General features: G+C 74.3%; 14 protein-coding genes. 4 read left to right on the top strand and 10 right to left on the bottom strand.

Annotated elements, in window-relative coordinates; all coding sequences use genetic code 11:
* Positions 1 to 19: 19 nt before the first annotated feature.
* Complete coding sequence (hldE, locus tag EV699_RS06930; protein ID WP_132540595.1) at positions 20 to 1,447, top strand: bifunctional D-glycero-beta-D-manno-heptose-7-phosphate kinase/D-glycero-beta-D-manno-heptose 1-phosphate adenylyltransferase HldE; 1,428 nt, start codon at positions 20 to 22, stop codon at positions 1,445 to 1,447.
* Between the two features lie 37 nt (positions 1,448 to 1,484).
* Here the strand turns inward: hldE and EV699_RS06925 are convergent, their stop codons facing one another.
* From EV699_RS06925 to EV699_RS06905, 5 genes are all read right to left on the bottom strand, one after another.
* Positions 1,485 to 2,147: a sulfotransferase family 2 domain-containing protein gene (locus EV699_RS06925; RefSeq protein WP_132540592.1), complete on the bottom strand. Its 663-nt coding sequence runs from the start codon at positions 2,145 to 2,147 to the stop codon at positions 1,485 to 1,487.
* Between the two features lie 237 nt (positions 2,148 to 2,384).
* A complete protein-coding gene (locus EV699_RS06920) occupies positions 2,385 to 3,500 on the bottom strand; it encodes a glycosyltransferase (RefSeq protein WP_132540589.1) in 1,116 nt (371 codons plus the stop codon).
* Positions 3,497 to 4,615, bottom strand: a complete 1,119-nt coding sequence (locus EV699_RS06915; RefSeq protein ID WP_132541092.1) for a glycosyltransferase — start codon at positions 4,613 to 4,615, stop codon at positions 3,497 to 3,499. The genes EV699_RS06920 and EV699_RS06915 overlap by 4 nt, the downstream gene beginning before the upstream one ends.
* A gap of 5 nt (positions 4,616 to 4,620) precedes the next feature.
* Positions 4,621 to 5,568 (bottom strand): glycosyltransferase family 2 protein, encoded by a 948-nt coding sequence (locus tag EV699_RS06910; RefSeq protein WP_132540586.1) that lies wholly within the window; start codon positions 5,566 to 5,568, stop codon positions 4,621 to 4,623.
* Positions 5,569 to 5,638: 70 nt separating this feature from the next.
* The gene (locus tag EV699_RS06905) at positions 5,639 to 6,577 is read right to left on the bottom strand and encodes a glycosyltransferase family 2 protein (protein ID WP_165904061.1); all 939 of its coding nucleotides are present in this window, start codon (positions 6,575 to 6,577) and stop codon (positions 5,639 to 5,641) included.
* 120 nt (positions 6,578 to 6,697) lie between these two features.
* Between EV699_RS06905 and EV699_RS06900 the strand changes: the two genes are divergently transcribed.
* Positions 6,698 to 7,993, top strand: coding sequence for an O-antigen ligase family protein (locus EV699_RS06900; protein WP_165904060.1), 1,296 nt, complete (start codon positions 6,698 to 6,700; stop codon positions 7,991 to 7,993).
* On the opposite strand, the gene EV699_RS06895 is transcribed toward EV699_RS06900, so the two are convergent.
* The 4 genes from EV699_RS06895 to EV699_RS06880 are packed head-to-tail and all read right to left on the bottom strand — an operon-like array spanning position 7,963 to position 11,957.
* On the bottom strand, positions 7,963 to 9,057 hold the full coding sequence (locus EV699_RS06895) for a glycosyltransferase (protein ID WP_132540577.1): 1,095 nt from the start codon (positions 9,055 to 9,057) through the stop codon (positions 7,963 to 7,965). The genes EV699_RS06900 and EV699_RS06895 overlap by 31 nt on opposite strands.
* The gene (locus EV699_RS06890; protein WP_132540574.1) at positions 9,054 to 10,103 is read right to left on the bottom strand and encodes a glycosyltransferase family 9 protein; all 1,050 of its coding nucleotides are present in this window, start codon (positions 10,101 to 10,103) and stop codon (positions 9,054 to 9,056) included. Before EV699_RS06890 ends, EV699_RS06895 begins: the two co-directional genes overlap by 4 nt.
* Complete coding sequence (locus tag EV699_RS06885) at positions 10,103 to 11,185, bottom strand: glycosyltransferase (protein ID WP_132540571.1); 1,083 nt, start codon at positions 11,183 to 11,185, stop codon at positions 10,103 to 10,105. Before EV699_RS06885 ends, EV699_RS06890 begins: the two co-directional genes overlap by 1 nt.
* A 1-nt stretch (position 11,186) precedes the next feature.
* The gene (locus EV699_RS06880; protein ID WP_132540568.1) at positions 11,187 to 11,957 is read right to left on the bottom strand and encodes a polysaccharide deacetylase family protein; all 771 of its coding nucleotides are present in this window, start codon (positions 11,955 to 11,957) and stop codon (positions 11,187 to 11,189) included.
* 102 nt (positions 11,958 to 12,059) lie between these two features.
* Between EV699_RS06880 and EV699_RS06875 the strand changes: the two genes are divergently transcribed.
* Complete coding sequence (locus EV699_RS06875) at positions 12,060 to 12,635, top strand: D-glycero-alpha-D-manno-heptose-1,7-bisphosphate 7-phosphatase (RefSeq protein WP_132540565.1); 576 nt, start codon at positions 12,060 to 12,062, stop codon at positions 12,633 to 12,635.
* Here EV699_RS06875 and lpxL read toward each other — a convergent pair.
* A complete protein-coding gene (lpxL, locus tag EV699_RS06870) occupies positions 12,598 to 13,518 on the bottom strand; it encodes an LpxL/LpxP family Kdo(2)-lipid IV(A) lauroyl/palmitoleoyl acyltransferase (RefSeq protein ID WP_243662584.1) in 921 nt (306 codons plus the stop codon). The two genes, EV699_RS06875 and lpxL, sit on opposite strands and share 38 nt — an antisense overlap.
* A 56-nt stretch (positions 13,519 to 13,574) precedes the next feature.
* Between lpxL and EV699_RS06865 the strand changes: the two genes are divergently transcribed.
* Positions 13,575 to 14,534, top strand: coding sequence for an NAD-dependent epimerase/dehydratase family protein (locus EV699_RS06865; RefSeq protein WP_132540559.1), 960 nt, complete (start codon positions 13,575 to 13,577; stop codon positions 14,532 to 14,534).
* Positions 14,535 to 14,766 lie beyond the last annotated feature (232 nt).

The raw sequence follows: 14,766 nt of genomic DNA, 5'->3' as shown, positions 1-14,766 counted from the left end.
TGAGCCCGAGCGCCCCCGCATGCTTCGACTGCCCGACTTCACCCGTGCCCGCGTCCTCGTCGTCGGCGACCTGATGCTCGACCGCTACTGGAGCGGGGCGACGCGGCGCATCTCGCCCGAGGCGCCGGTGCCGGTGGTGCACGTCGCCGGCACCGAGGACCGCCCCGGCGGCGCCGGCAACGTCGCGCTCAACCTCGCCGCGCTCGGCGCGCACGCCACCGTGCTCGGCCTGACCGGCGACGACGAGGCCGCCGCGGTGCTGCGTGCGCGGCTCGAAGCCGCCGGCGTCGCCTGCGCCTTCGAGGTCGTCCCCGGCCGCGCCACCATCACCAAGCTGCGCGTGCTGTCGCGCCACCAGCAGCTGATCCGCCTCGACTTCGAGGACGGCTTCCCCGGCTTCGAGCCCGCGCGCCTCGCCGCGACGTTCGCGCGCCACCTCGACGAGGCCGACGTGGTGGTGTGCTCGGACTACGCCAAGGGCTGCCTGGCGGCGGTCGAGCCGCTGATCGCCGCCGCCCGCGCCGCCGGCAAGCCGGTGCTGGTCGACCCCAAGGGCCAGGACTTCCGCCGCTACCGCGGCGCCACGCTGATCACCCCCAACGAGGCCGAGTTCGCCGCGGTCGCCGGGCGCTGGGACGACGACGCCGGGCTGGTCGCCCGGGCCCGCGCGCTCGCCGCCGACTGCGGCTTCGCGCAGGTGCTGGTCACCCGCAGCGAGCGCGGCATGACGCTGGTCGAGGCCGGCGGCCGCGCCCAGCACATCGCCTCGAAGGCGCGCGAGGTGTTCGACGTCACCGGCGCCGGCGATACCGTCGTCGCCACCCTCGCCGCGGCGCTCGCCGCCGGCAGCCCGCTCGTCGACGCCGTGCACCTCGCCAACACCGCCGCCGGCGTCGTCGTCGGCAAGCTCGGCACCGCCACCGTCAGCGTCGCCGAGCTGCACGCCGCGCTGACCCCGGCGCGCCCGGCGCAGGCCGGCGTGGTCGGCGTCCCCGCGCTGCTCGCCGAGGTCGCCGCCGCGCGTGCCCGCGGCGAGCGCGTGGTGATGACCAACGGCTGCTTCGACCTGCTGCACGCCGGCCACGTCGCCTACCTCGGCGAGGCCGCCGCGCTCGGCGACCGCCTGATCGTCGCCGTCAACGACGATGCCTCGGTCGGCCGCCTGAAGGGCCCGGCGCGCCCGATCAACCCGCTCGGCGCGCGCATGGCGGTGCTCGCCGGGCTGCGCGCGGTCGACTGGGTGGTGCCCTTCGCCGAGGACACCCCGCGCGAGCTGATCGCCCGCGTGCTGCCCGACGTGCTGGTCAAGGGCGGCGACTACCGCCCCGAGGACATCGTCGGCGGCGCCGAGGTGCTCGCCGCCGGCGGCGAGGTGATCGTGCTCGGCTTCGTCGACGGCCACTCGACCACCGCGACGGTGGCGCGCATCCGCGGCCGGGCCGACTGACGCGGCGCCAGCGACCCCGCCCGCCCGGCCGCGGCCCTCACTGCGGATCGAAGGTATAGCCGAACAGTTCGATGTCGGGTGCGAAGTGCCGGGCGGCGAGTTCGGCGAGTTCGTCCGTGTAGTAGCTGCGGTAGTCCTTCCTGCGGTCGGTGGCCTGGCGCTTGTGCGGCAGCGGCGGGGGCTTGATGCCGATGCGGCGGCAGGCCTCGTCGAAGTCGGTCTGGATGTTCTCGGTGCGGCCGATGAAGTCGACCAGCACCTTGCCGTGCAGGTCGATGCAGTAGTCGCTCTGCAGTTCGATGCTGGTGTCGACGTGGTACTGGTAGGGGCGTTCGGGGTCGAGTTTCCAGCGCAGGAACTGCTCGAAGGTCTCGATGTGGCTTATCAGGTGCGGGCGTTCGCGGCGGATGTGGTGGAAGCTGCTGACCTGCAGGTCCCACGGATTGCGCACGAAGACGAACTTGAACAGCTGCGCGAACAGCTCCGCCGGCAGCATCTCCTGCGCGGCGATGATCTTCGAGTGGCGCGGAAACTTGATCCCCAGCCGGTGCCCGGACAGCGTCGACAGCCGCGAGCACAGGAACTGGGCGTAGAACCACGGGTCGCGCAGGCGCAGCGGGCGCAGCGCGTCGCGCACCGAGGTGCCGCCGGTCTTGGCGGTGTGCACGAACAGGAAGTTGTACTTCAGCGAAAGCAGCATCGGCGGGTCTCCGCGGACGGGATCGGGTTCGGAGCCATTGTCGGCGGCAGCGGCGGTGGCCCGAAAGGCATGAAAATTTTCATGACGATAACCGGTGGCTATGAATGGCGTCCCGATACCCTTGGGCTCGCCCCCCTGCCGCCTCGCGGGGAAGGCGCCGCGAGGCGGCGACGGGTTGCGTCCCGGCGGCCCGGCCGTGCCCGGCATCCGTGAACGCCGTCCACCCCCCGGCGGGGGCTAGGGGGTTGCCGTCTCGGGCAGCAGCAGGCGCAGATACGCCGTCACCGCCGCCGCCTGCGTGTACTCGGCGACCGCCTGGCGCAGCGTGTCGGCCAGCAGCGGCGCGGCGAGGGTGGCGAGCATCGCGCGCGCCAGCGCCGCATCGTCGCCGACCGGCACCAGCGCGCCGTAGCGGCCGCCGTCGAGGATCTCGCGCGGGCCGCTCGGGCAGTCGGTGGCCACGCTCGGCACGCCGAGCGCGAGCGCCTCGGTGAGCACGTTGGGCGAACCCTCCCAGGCCGAGGACAGCACGAACAGCCGCGCGCGGCACATCCAGGCGTAGGGGTTGGGGTCGAAGCCCGGCAGCAGCAGGCGCTCGCGCAGGCCGAGGCTGCCGGCGAGCGCCTCCAGCGCCTTGCGCTCGCGGCCCTCGCCGAGGATCACCAGCCGCGCCGGGTACGCGGCCTGCACCTGCGCGAAGGCGCGCAGCAGCGTGGCGAAGTCCTTCTGCTCGGTGAGCCGTCCGGCGCCGAGGATCACCGGGTCGCCACCGTCGGCGAGCCAGGGGTGCGGCGCGGGCGCGGCGGCGAGTTCGGCCAGCCGCGGCATCACCACCGGGTTGCGGATCACCGAGCAGCGCCCGGCCGGCAGCCCGGTCAGCGCGCGGGTGTCGGTGGCCACACCGGCGCTGACCGCGACGACGTGGTCGACGTAGGGGTAGAACAGCCGCATCGGCGCCACCCGCAGCCAGCGGCTGATGCCGGCGCGGCCTTCGAGCGCGGCCGACAGGTTGGTGCCGAGGCGCCCGACGATGCGGCACGGCACTCGTGCGAGCGCGCGCGCGGCGACCGCGGCGCGGATCGCGCGGTCCTTCGCCGCCAGCAGCGCGCGCGGCCGCTCGCGGCGCAGGTAGCGCGCGAGCGCCGGCACCGCGAGCCCGCTGTGGCGCACGCCGAGGTCGTGCAGGTGCACGCCGGGGGGCAGCGCGCCGAGGTGCGCGCTGTCGGCGCGGATCGCCAGCAGGTCGACGCGCAGGCCGGCGGCGGCGAAACCGTCGACCAGGTTGAGCACCATGCGCTCGACCCCGCCCTCGCCCGAGAACGAGATCAGCACCGCGAGATCGGGGCGGCTCATGCCGGCAGCTCCAGCCCGAGCGCATGGGCGTAGGCACGCGCGCTGGCCTCGGCGGTGTAGGCACGCGTCGCCTCGCGCCCGAGCGCGCGCGGCGGCGGCGCGCGCAGCGTGGCGTACAGCGCCTCGGCCAGCGCAGCGGCGTCGCCGACCGCCACCAGGCGGCCGTAGCGGCCGTCGGCGAGCACCTCGCGCGGGCCGCTCGGGCAGTCGCAGGCGACCACCGGCGCGCCGAGCGCGAGCGCCTCGATCAGCACCACCGGCATGCCCTCCCAGCGCGAGGTGAGCGCGAAGGCCGCCGCGCGCGCCATGTACGGGTAAGGGTCGGGGACGAAGCCGGGCAGGGCGACGGCGTCGGCGCTGCCGAGGCTCTGCGCCAGGGCTGCGAGCTCGGCGCGGCGGCGGCCCTCGCCGAGGATCAGCAGGCGGCAGTCCAGGCGCTCGCGCAGCAGGGCGTGGGCGCGCAGCAGCGTGGCGAAGTCCTTGCGCTCGGAGAGTTCGCCGACGCCGAGCAGCACCGGCGGGCCGCCGTCGCTGAACCACGGGTGCGCCGCCGGGGCGTCGGCGCGGGCGAGCAGCGCGGCGGTGACGATCGGGCTCGGCACCACGCTGATCGCTTCGGGCGGCAGGCGCGCGTGCGCGGCGAGGTCGGCCGCGGCCCCGGTCGAGGGCACCAGCACGGCGTCGGCGGCGCGGTAGAACAGGCGCATCGAATTCGTCTGCAGCCAGCGCTCCAGCGGGCCGCGGCTGGCGAGGTTGACCGACACCGTGGTGCCGAGGCGCACGCCGACGCGCGTCGGCACGCCGGCGAGGAAGCGCGCGAGCAGCGCCACGCGGTTGACGCGGTCCTTGTCGGTGAGCAGCGCCGCCGGGCGGGTGCGGCGCAGGTAGCGCACCAGCGCCGGCAGCGCCGAGTTGACGTGGCGCGTGCCGAGCGCGATGCGCCGCACCCCCGCCGGCAGCTCGCCGTAGTCGGGGCCGTGGCCGGCGATGCCGAGCACGTCGACGGCGAGCCCCAGCCCGGCCAGCGCCGGCACCAGGTTGCCGAGCACGCGGTCGACGCCGCTGTGCCCGGAGGTGGCGGCGAACACCGCGAGGTCGGTGTGAGGCGGCGTCACGGCGTTCACCGGCGGTTCCTCACCTGCCCGGCCGGCAGGCGCAGGCGGTAGCGGTCGTACAGCCAGCGCACCGCGCCGGCCGGCAGCAGCGCGAGCCACAGCGCCAGTGCCGCGCCGCGCAGCGGCCGCGCCTGTTCGGCGAGCGCCACGCCGGCGTGCAGCGAGAAGCGGATGTACTCGATGGTGCTGCGCACGCGCTGGCGCCAGCCGTGCCAGGCGCGGTGCAGCGTGATGTCCTCGAGGTGGTAGAGGGCGAAGCCGCGCGGGTTGCGCAGGCGCAGGCCGAAGCGGTTCGACGACAGCCCGTCGGGCTGGTACTCGCAGTCCTGGATCACCTCGTTGACGTAGCGGAAGCGCCAGGCGTGCGCCATGCGCTTCCAGATCAGCGAGGGGCGCATGTGGCGCTCGCCGGCGAACACCGGGTAGGGGTAGTCACGCAGCACCGCGGTGAGGATGGCGTTCTTCTTGTCGCCGCCGACGCTGCGGCGGTAGCGGATGCTCAGGTAGTCGGTGTCGATCACGTCTTCGGGGAAGCGGTCCTTGGCCTTGACCCGGCCCTCGATCGCGATCAGCCCCTCGACGCCGGCGAAACCGCCGCGCACCTCCGGGGGGATCGCCTGCCAGTGCCGCAGCAGGCGTTCGAGCGCGTCCGGCAGCAGGCGGTCGTCGGAGTCGAGGTTGACGAAGAAGCGGCCCGCGGCGTGCGCCACGCCGGTGTTGTGCGCGACGTGCTTGCCCTGGTTGGCCTGGCGCAGGTAGCGCACCGGGAAGTCGACCCGTGCCTGCCAGGCGGCGACCACGTCGGCGGTGGCGTCGGTGGAGCCGTCGTCGACGATCACCACCTCGAAGTCGCGCAGCGTCTGTGCCTCGATGCTCGCCAGCGCCCGCGGCAGCAGGTGCGCGCGGTTGTAGGTCGGGATGAACACGGTGAAGGTCGGGGTGGTGTCGGGCATGCGCGGGTTCCGGGGCGGGCACGGCCGGGCGGGCCGGGGCGCGGAGGGCGCCGGAGTATAGCCCGCCGCCTCAGCGCGGGCGCGGCATCGCGCCCTTGATCGGGCGCACCCGCTCGCGCAGGCGCGTGTGCAGCGCGCGCAGCGCGCCGAACGGGTAGAGCGCGAGCCACAGCGGCTGCCAGCCGAGTTCGCGGCCCTGCGCGACGAAGCCGGCGCCGGCCTGCAGCGCGGCGCGGATGTAGTCGAGGCTGATGCGCACGCGGCTGCGGCGGTCCAGCCAGGCGCGGTGCAGCGTCAGATCCTCGGCGTAGAAGCGGCGCATGCCCTGGGGGTTGTTCATGCGCAGGCGGTTGCGGTCCGACGACAGCCCGTCCGGCTGGTACTCGCAGTCCTGGATCACCTCGTTGACGTGGCGCGTGCGGTAGGCGTGGGCGATGCGCTTGAGGATGATCGACGGGCGCAGGTGGCGCTCGCCGGGAAACACCGGGTAGGGGTGGTCGCGCAGCACCGCGGTGCGCAGCGCGTTCTTCTTGTCGCCGGTGACGCCGAGGCGGTAGCGCAGCGTCAGGTGGTCGGTGTCGAGCACGTCCTGCGGGTAGCGGTCGCGTACCGGCACCCGCCCGCCGAAGGCGATCAGCCCCTCGACGCCGGCGTAGCCCGCGCGCGCCTCGGGGGGGATGTCCAGCCAGTGCCGGCGCAGGCGCTCCAGCGCATCCGGCAGCAACTGGTCGTCGGAGTCGAGGGTGACGAAGAACTCGCCGCGGGCGGCCGCGACCGCCGCGTTGTGCGCGACGTGCTTGCCCTGGTTGGCCTGGTGCAGGTAGCGCACCGGGAAGCTCACCCGCGCCTGCCAGGCGGCGACCACGTCGGCGGTGGCGTCGGTGGAGCCGTCGTCGACGATCACCACCTCGAAGTCGCGCAGCGTCTGCGCCTCGATGCTGGCGAAGGCGCGCGGCAGCAGGTGGGCGCGGTTGTAGGCCGGGATGAAGATCGTGAAGCCGAGGCTCATGCGCGGGTCCGGGCTGGCGGAAGGGAGCGGCGCGGCGCGGGGCCGCCGGTGCCGCGGCGCAACGGTATCATGCGCGCACGCGCGGGGCCGTCGCCCCGCCCGGTCGTCGGAGACCCCATCGTGACCTTCGCACTCCCCTGGCCGGCCGGCACGGATCGCCGGCGCTGGATCGAGATGACCGGCTTCGCCGGCGCCTGCCTGTTCGCGTTCGGTGCCTGGGCGGGCATCGCGCTCGCCAACGTCGGCACCACGCTGATGCTGCTCGCGCTGCTCGGCGACGGGCGCCGCGTGTGGGGCGTGCTGCGCCGCTCGGTGTGGCCCTGGCTGCTGCTCGCCTCGCTGGCGACGCTGGCGATCAGCACCTGGCGCGCCTGGCCCGGGGTGAGTGCGGCGCTGCATGTCGAGGACGCCGGCAAGCTCGCGCGGCTGTGGGCCTTCCTGCTGGTCGCCTGGTGGCTCGGCGGCGACGTGCGTCGCATCTGGTGGTTGCTCGCGCTGGCGCTGGCGGGCTTCGCCTGGGGCCGCTTCGCCTCGCCCGACCTGCGCGCGGTGGCGACGCTGCCGCCGGGCGAGCGCCTGGGCTTCGGCCTGCCGATCCTCGCCTTCGGCCAGTACGCGGCGATGGCGCTGCTCGGCCTCGGGCTCGCCGCGCCGCGCCTGTGGCGGCTGCGCGGCGGTGCGCTGCGCATCGTGATGGCCGCCCTGTGGTGTGCCGCGGTGCTGCTGCTGGTGCAGGGGCTGCTGATCGCGCAGGCGCGCGCGATCTGGCTGCTGCTCGCGCTGCTGCTGCCGCTGCTGCTGTGGCTCGGCCTGCGCGGCAGCGGGCGCGCGGCGCTGTCGCGGCGCGAACTCGCGGTGATCGCCGTGCTGCTGCTGGTCGGCGCGGGCTTCCTGGCACGCCACTTCGACGCCATCGTCTTCCGCTTCGCCGCCGAGACGGCGAGTTTCCAGGCGCTGCTCGACGGGCGCATCGCCGACGTCGACTACGGTTCGGTCGGCATGCGCGTGCACGCCTGGCTCTACGGCAGCGACCTGCTCGCCGCGCGGCCGTGGTTCGGCTGGGGGCCGGGCGCGGTGCGCCACCTGCTCGAAACCGCCCCCGACGCCGGCATCCGCACGCTGGCGGACTTCCATGACCTGTACCTGGAGCTACCGATCCGCATCGGCCTGCTCGGCAGCCTGCCGTTCGCGATCGGCACCGTCGTGGTGTTCGCGGCGCTGCAACAGGCGCGGCGCGAGCGGCGCCTGCCACGCGATCTGCACCTGATCCTGCTCGCCGCGCTGGTGCTGCACTTCGCCGCCAGCGTCACCAACATGCGCACGCTGAACTTCGACTGGCGCTTCTACTGGATGCTGTTCGCCGGCGCCGCCACCACCTTCGCGCTTCACCCGCGCGCGCCGAGCACCTCGACGTAGACGCGGCGGTTGCCGGCGACCATCGCCGGGATCGAGAAGTGGCGCTCGACGATCGCGCGCCCGGCCGCACCCATCGCCGCGGCGCGCGCCGGGTCGCCGAGCAGGGCGTCGAGCGCGCCGGCGAGGCCGTCGACGTCGCCGGGCGTCACCAGCAGGCCGTTCTCGCCGTCGCGGACGATCTCCGGGATGCCGCCGGCGCGCCCGGCGACGATGGCGATGCCGCAGGCCGCGGCCTGCAGCAGCGCCACCCCCAGCCCCTCCATGAAGGCCGGGTGCACCAGCAGGTCGAGCGCCGGGATCACCCGGTCGAGGTCGTCGCGAAAGCCCGGCAGCTGCACGCGCCCGCGCCAGCCGCGGCGCTCGACCTCGGCGGCGATCGCACCGTGCAGCGGCCCCTGGCCGAACAGCAGCACGTGCAGGTCCGGGTGGCGCGCGAACACCGTCGGCAGCGCGTCGAGCAGCACCGCGTGGCCCTTGCGCTCGATGAACTGCGCGACCATGCCGAGCGTGCGCACCCCCGGCGGCAGGCCGAAGGTGCGCGCGAGCCACGGGCGATCACCGCCGGGGTGGTAGCGCACGGTGTCGACCGCACTCGGCACGCACACCACCTGGTGCGCTGGCACGCCCTCGGCGAGCAGCACCGCGCGGATGCCCTCGGAGATCGTGATCACGCGCGCCGGCAGCCGGTACTTGAGCGCGGCGAGCAGGCGCGGCTCGGGGTTGTCGACGCGCCGCGACAGCACCGTCGGCACGCCGGCGAGGCGCCCGGCGAGCACGCCCCAGGTGTCGGCGCCGCGCCGCGAGTGCAGGTGCACGAGGTCGGGGCGCTCGGCGCGCAGCACCGCCTTGAGGCGCGCGACCATGCCGAGGTCGGCGTCGCCGCCGAGCCGGCACTCGATCACGCGCAGCCCCAGCGCGCGCACCGTCGCGCCGATCGCCGCGCCGTTCGGGCACACCAGCACGTGCTCGTCGCCGGGCACGGCGGCCAGCCCTTCGAGCAGGAAGCGCACCTGCAGCGCGCCGCCGTAGAGGTGGCGCCCGGTCTCCACGTGCACGACCTTCATGCCAGCACTCCCGGCAGCGTGACGGCGGCGGCGAGCACGCCGTCGACCTCGTGCGCGCGCATGCAGTCGAAGCGCCCGCCGCAGGTCGGGCGGCGGCGGCACGGCGAGCACGGCAGCGCGTGGTAGAGCACGCGCGCGCGCGGCGTGCCGGGGTCGAGGTAGGGGCGGGTCGAGCCGAACAGCGCGAGCGTCGGCACCTCGCAGGCGATGCCCATGTGGGTCAGGCCGGTGTCGACGCCGATCAGCAGGCGCGCGTCGCGGATCGCCGCGACCGTCTGCGCGAGCGAGGTGCGCCCGGCGAGGTCGCGCAGGCCGGGCGCCGCGGTGGCGATGCGCGCGGCGGCCTCGCGGTCGCCGGGGCCGCCGAGCAGCACCACCGGCAGGCCGAGCCGCGCCGCGAGCCGCGGTGCGAGCGCCGCCCAGCGCTCCTCGAACCAGTGCTTCTGCGGGCGCGTGGTGAACGGCGCGAGCACCGCGTAGGGGCCGTCGACGCCGGCCTCGGCGAGGCGCTCGCGCGCCGCCACGGCGTCTTCCGGCCGCGTCGCCAGGTCCATGCGGAAGGCCTCGGGTGGGCAGCCGAGCGCGGCGGCGAGCGCGCGGTACTCGCGCCCGATCAACCGCGGCCCGCCGGGGTCGCGCGCGACCACGCGCGTCATCAGGTACCGGCTGCCTTCCTTCGAGCCGAGCCCGATGCGCGTGGCGGCGCCGCTCGCGCGCGCCAGCAGGCCGCTCTTCAGCAGCCCCTGGGTGTCGAGCACGAGGTCGAAGCGGCGCGCGCGCAGCGCGCCGACGAAGCGCCGCACCGCGCCGGCGAGTTCCCGCCAGCGGCGCTCGGTGCGCAGCCGCTGCCACTCGCCGCGCGGCCACACGATCACCTCGTCGAGGCGCGGGTTGGCGGCGAGCAGCGGTGCCGCGGCGGGCTCGATCAGCCAGGCGAGGTGGGCGTCGGGGTGGCGGGCGCGCAGCGCCGGGATCAGCCCGGAGGCCATCACCACGTCGCCGATCGCCGACAGGCGCACGATCAGGATGCGTTGCGGCGTGCTCATCAGTGCCCCCGTTCGGCGCGCAGCTGCGCGTAGAGCTCGAGGTAGCGCGCCAGCACCGCGGCGCGGCCGTGCTCGCGCTCGACGCAGGCATGGCCGGCGTCGGCGAGACGCGCGCGGGCCGCGCTGCCGGCGTCGAGCAGTTCGCGCAGGCGCGCGGCGAGCGCCGGCGGGTCCGCGACCGGGCAGAGCAGGCCGTTGGCGTCGTCGATGATCAGCTCGCAGGCGCCAGGGGAGCGCGTGGCGACCACCGGCTTGCGGTAGCTCCAGGCTTCGAGGATGACGTTGCCGAGCGTCTCGTGGCGCGACGGGCAGACCATGATCTCGGCCAGGTGGTAGTACGGGCCCGGCGCGGCGAGCCAGCCGGGGAAGTGCGTGCGCGCCGCGATGCCGAGGCGTTCGGCCTGCGCCTGCAGCGCCGCGCGCAGCTCGCCGTCGCCGCCGATGACGAGGTGCAGCGGCTGCCCGCCGGGGGCGGCGGGCAGCGCGGCGAAGGCGTCGAGCAGGTCGTCGAAGCCCTTGATGCCGATGAAGCGCCCGAGCGTGAAGATCACGCGGGCGTCGGCGGGCAGGCCGAGTTGCGTGCGCACCGCGGCGAGCGCGGCGGGGTCGGCCGGCGCCGGGTCGGGCACGAAGTTGCCGATCAGGAACACGCGCGCGGCGGGCAGGCCCTGCTGCACCAGCCAGTCGCACAGCCCGCGGGTGTTGCCGACCCAGGCGTGGGCGTGCCCGTAGTAGCCGCGGATCTTGTAGTAGCCGCCGAGGCGCGCGATGTGCACGGCGCGCCCGCGCGGCGGCAGGCGGGTCAGGCGCGTGGCGCGGCCCATGTAGCTCTGCACCACGTCGAAGCCCTCGCGCGCGACCAGCCGGCGCAGGCGCCAGGCGGAGTACGCGTCCCACTTGTTGGCGAGCGGCAGGTGCAGCTGGCGCACCGGCGTGCCGGCGAGCGCGCGGGCGATCGGCGAGCCGGCGCGGTCGAGCGCCACGGCCTCGTGGCCGGCGACGTTCAGCGCCTCGACCAGGCGCACGAAGAACTGGTCGGCGCCGCCCATCTGGGTCGAGCCGATGACGTGCAGCGAGCGCATCTCAGTAGCGCTGCACGGCGGCCTTGCGGGCGTGCTTCATGTGCAGTTTCCAGGCGTAGCCGATCAGGTTGTCGCCGTAGGAGATCGCCTTGCGCGGCAGCTCGAAGACGTTGTCGGCGGTGTTGGCGGCGCCGCGGATGCAGGTCAGCCCCGAGCGGTAGCCGGCGGCGAGCGCGGCGTCGCGCACGCGCGCGTCGTAGTCGCCGAAGGGGTAGCAGAGGTGCTCGACCGGGGCGCCGAGCAGGTCTTCGAGGCTCGCCTTGCTGTCGCGCAGTTCGGCGTCGATGCGCGCGGCGTCGAGCCGCGACAGCTTCGGGTGGCTCACGGTGTGCGAGCCGATGGTGATGCCGGCGGCGTGCAGCTCACGCAGCCCGGCGGCGTCGAGCATCGGCGTGTCGCCGCGGCCGTCGGCGGCGAGCCACTCGGAGCGCCGCCCGACCAGCCCCGAGACCATGAACACCGCGGCCGGGAAGTCGTGGCGCTGCAGCGCCGGCAGCGCGTGCTCGATGAAGCCCTGGTAGCCGTCGTCGAAGCTCAGCACCACCGAGCGCGGCGCCAGCGGCGCACCGTGGAACAGCCCGGCGATGGCGGCGTCGAGCGAGATCACGCGGTAGCCGAACGCCGCCAGGTAGGCCATCTGCGCGCGGAAGCTGCTCGCGCGGCAGTACAGCGCGCGATGCGTGCGCGGGGCGGGGAACACGCCGACCTGGTGGTACATCAGGATCGACACGGGCGGCAGCCCCGGCGTGGGGGCGCGGAGATCGGCGCTCATCGGGGACTCGCGGCGGATGCGGGCGCACAGGATAGCGGCTGCGGGGCGCTTTGCGCGCGGCGCGCTATGCTGCGCGGCCAGCAACCCCACGAGCCCGCCGCCATGCCCAGGCCCGCCCTGTTCCTCGATCGCGACGGCATCGTCAACGTCGACCACGGCTACGTGTACCGCATCGAGGACTTCACCTTCGTCGACGGCATCCTCGCGCTGTGCCGGCACTTCCACGCCGCCGGCTGGCCGCTGGTGGTCGTCACCAACCAGTCGGGCATCGCGCGCGGCTATTACGGCGAGGCCGAGTTCGGCGCCCTCACCGCGTGGATGTGCGCGCGCTTCGCGGCGGCCGGCGCGCCGCTCGCCGGCGTCTACCACTGCCCGCACCATCCGGACGCGAGCGGGCCGCTCGGCATCGACTGCATGTGCCGCAAGCCGCGTCCGGGCCTGATCGTGCAGGCGGCGCGCGACCTCGACCTCGACCTGGGGCGGAGCGTGCTGGTCGGCGACAAGGCGCGCGACGTCGAGGCGGCGCGGCGCGCGGGCATCGGCTCGGCCTGGCTGGTCAGCGACGATGGCGCCGAGATCGGCGCCTGCGCGCCCGACGCGGTGTTCGCGAGCGTCGAGCGGCTGGTCGCCGCGTTCGCGCTCAGTACACCGACGGGGCACCCGGCGGGCGCCCCTTGAAGCGCCGGTGCACCCACAGGTACTGCTCCGGCGCGGCGCGCACCCAGCTCTCGACCAGGGCGTTGATGCGGGTCGCGTCGGCGAGGTCGTCCCCGCTCGGGAAGTGCTCGAGCGCCGGCAGCACGGTGATGTGGTAGCCGCCGCCGGGCTTGCGCACCGGGTAGTAGGGCACCACGCGGGCGCCGCTCATCTTGGCCAGGCGCGCGGTGGCGGTGATGGTGCGCGCCGGCACGCCGAAGAAGGGGGCGAACACGGTGCCCTGCGCACCGTAGTCCTGATCCGGCGCGTACCAGACGGCGCGCCCCTGGCGCAGCGCGCGCAGCATGCCGCGCAGGTCGTCGCGGGTGATCGTCGTCATCTTCGAGCGCCGCTCGCGCGCCCAGCGCATCACGGCTTCGTAGAGGCCGTTGGCGTGCGGGCGGTACATCGCGTGGAAGGGGCGGTGCAGCGCGAACAGGCCGGCACCGAGTTCCAGCGTGGTGAAGTGGCCGGTGAGCAGGATCACGCCGCGACCGTCGGCGAGGGCGGCGTCGTAGTGTTCGAGGCCGTCGATGTCGACCAGGCGGCGCAGATCGGCGTCGGGCGCCCACCAGCACAGCGCGGTCTCGACCATGCCCATGCCGACGGCGGCGAGGTGATCGCGCAGCAGGCGCTCCCGCGCGCCGGCATCGAGTTCCGGGAAGCACAGCGCCAGGTTGGTGGCCGCGATGTGCCGGCGACCGCGGGCGAAGGCACCAAGCACCCGCCCGAGCCCCAGGCCCAGGGGCCTTTGCACGCGGTAGGGCAGGGCGCAGATCAGCTGCATGGCGCCGAGTCCGAGCCAGACCGGCCAGTAGCGGGGGGCATGGAACTGCCGGAAGAGCGCGCGCAGGTCGAGTGTCACGGCGGGGCCGCCTATAGAATGCCGGGGCCGCATTCTAGCAATCGGTCCGGGCGGCGATGGAGGTCGGTGTGGAGCGTACATTCCTGGTGACGGGGGCTGCCGGGTTCATCGGCAGTCATTCCGTCGATCTGCTGCTCGCCAGCGGGCATGCCGTGATCGGACTCGACAACCTGCGCACGGGGCGGCTGGCCAATCTCGAACAGGCCCTGCGCAGCGGGCGCTTCACCTTCGTGGAGGGGGACGCGGCCGACGAGGCGACGGTCGATGCGGTGTTCGCAGGCCGGCGTATCGACGGTGTGCTGCATCTGGCGGCGCTGGTGAGCGTGCCGGAGAGCTTCCGCGAGCCGGCGCTGAACTTCCGCACCAACGTGGCGGCCACTGACGTGGTCGCGCGGGCCTGCCTGCGCCATGGCTGCCCGCGCGTGGTGTTCGCCTCGTCGGCCGCGGTGTACGGCGATCGCGCCGAGCTGCCGAACCGCGAGAGCGCCGTGCCGCAGCCGATGTCACCCTACGCGGCGGCGAAGCTCGCCTCCGAAGAGCTGCTGCTCGGTTACGCCGCGAGTTACGGGCTGCAGGCGGTGTGCTTCCGCTACTTCAATGTGTACGGGGTGCGCCAGGACCCGGGATCGCCGTACTCGGGCGTGTTGTCGATCTTCACCGACCGCTTCGCCGCGGGCCTGCCCGTCACCGTCTACGGCGACGGCGAGCAGACGCGCGATTTCGTCTCGGTGCACGACGTCGCCCGCGCGAACGCTACGGCGCTGATCGCCGAGGCGGCCGGTAGCGGGCGCTTCAATGTCTGCACCGGGGTGGCGGTCAGCCTCAACCGCGTGCTCGACGTGTATCGGCGTCTCTATCCCTCGTCCGCGGGCGTCGCCTACGCCGAGGCGCGCGTCGGCGACATCCGCCATTCCTGCGGCGACGCCGGTGCGCTGGCGAAGAGGTTTGACGTGAGGGCGCGGGTGGAAATCGAGGCAGGGCTGGGCGCATTGGTAAGAGGTGAGTCATTGAGCTAGAAGAATTGGGAGTGAAGGGGGTTGACGTGGTTGGTTGGTGGGCTAGACTGCGCGGCCCCTGAGTCGTGGAGAGGGAGTTGGGCCGAAGGATCGGCGGGGGGTGAAGGAAGATGGGATGCAGGGCTTGCGGGATGGAGAACGGCGTGTATAATGCGCGCCTCGCTGAACGGAACGGGTTGGCGAGAGTTCTTTAACAGAGTGGATCGAGCAGTTTGTGTGGGGGCTTGTGTTG

Origin of the sequence: Plasticicumulans lactativorans (assembly GCF_004341245.1) — a bacterium.
In the GTDB taxonomy this organism is placed as follows: Bacteria; Pseudomonadota; Gammaproteobacteria; order Competibacterales; family Competibacteraceae; genus Plasticicumulans_A; species Plasticicumulans_A lactativorans.
This window is presented reverse-complemented; position numbering and strand designations above follow the sequence as displayed.

Excerpts from the sequence above, each read along its gene's own strand:
- hldE (WP_132540595.1), top strand. The coding sequence starts at position 20 with ATGCTTCGACTGCCCGACTTCACCCGTGCCCGCGTCCTCGTCGTCGGC.
- EV699_RS06925 (WP_132540592.1), bottom strand. The coding sequence starts at position 2,147 with ATGCTGCTTTCGCTGAAGTACAACTTCCTGTTCGTGCACACCGCCAAG.
- EV699_RS06920 (WP_132540589.1), bottom strand. The coding sequence starts at position 3,500 with ATGAGCCGCCCCGATCTCGCGGTGCTGATCTCGTTCTCGGGCGAGGGC.
- EV699_RS06910 (WP_132540586.1), bottom strand. The coding sequence starts at position 5,568 with ATGCCCGACACCACCCCGACCTTCACCGTGTTCATCCCGACCTACAAC.
- EV699_RS06905 (WP_165904061.1), bottom strand. The coding sequence starts at position 6,577 with ATGAGCCTCGGCTTCACGATCTTCATCCCGGCCTACAACCGCGCCCAC.
- EV699_RS06895 (WP_132540577.1), bottom strand. The coding sequence starts at position 9,057 with ATGAAGGTCGTGCACGTGGAGACCGGGCGCCACCTCTACGGCGGCGCG.
- EV699_RS06890 (WP_132540574.1), bottom strand. The coding sequence starts at position 10,103 with ATGAGCACGCCGCAACGCATCCTGATCGTGCGCCTGTCGGCGATCGGC.
- EV699_RS06885 (WP_132540571.1), bottom strand. The coding sequence starts at position 11,185 with ATGCGCTCGCTGCACGTCATCGGCTCGACCCAGATGGGCGGCGCCGAC.
- EV699_RS06880 (WP_132540568.1), bottom strand. The coding sequence starts at position 11,957 with ATGAGCGCCGATCTCCGCGCCCCCACGCCGGGGCTGCCGCCCGTGTCG.
- EV699_RS06875 (WP_132540565.1), top strand. The coding sequence starts at position 12,060 with ATGCCCAGGCCCGCCCTGTTCCTCGATCGCGACGGCATCGTCAACGTC.
- EV699_RS06865 (WP_132540559.1), top strand. The coding sequence starts at position 13,575 with ATGGAGGTCGGTGTGGAGCGTACATTCCTGGTGACGGGGGCTGCCGGG.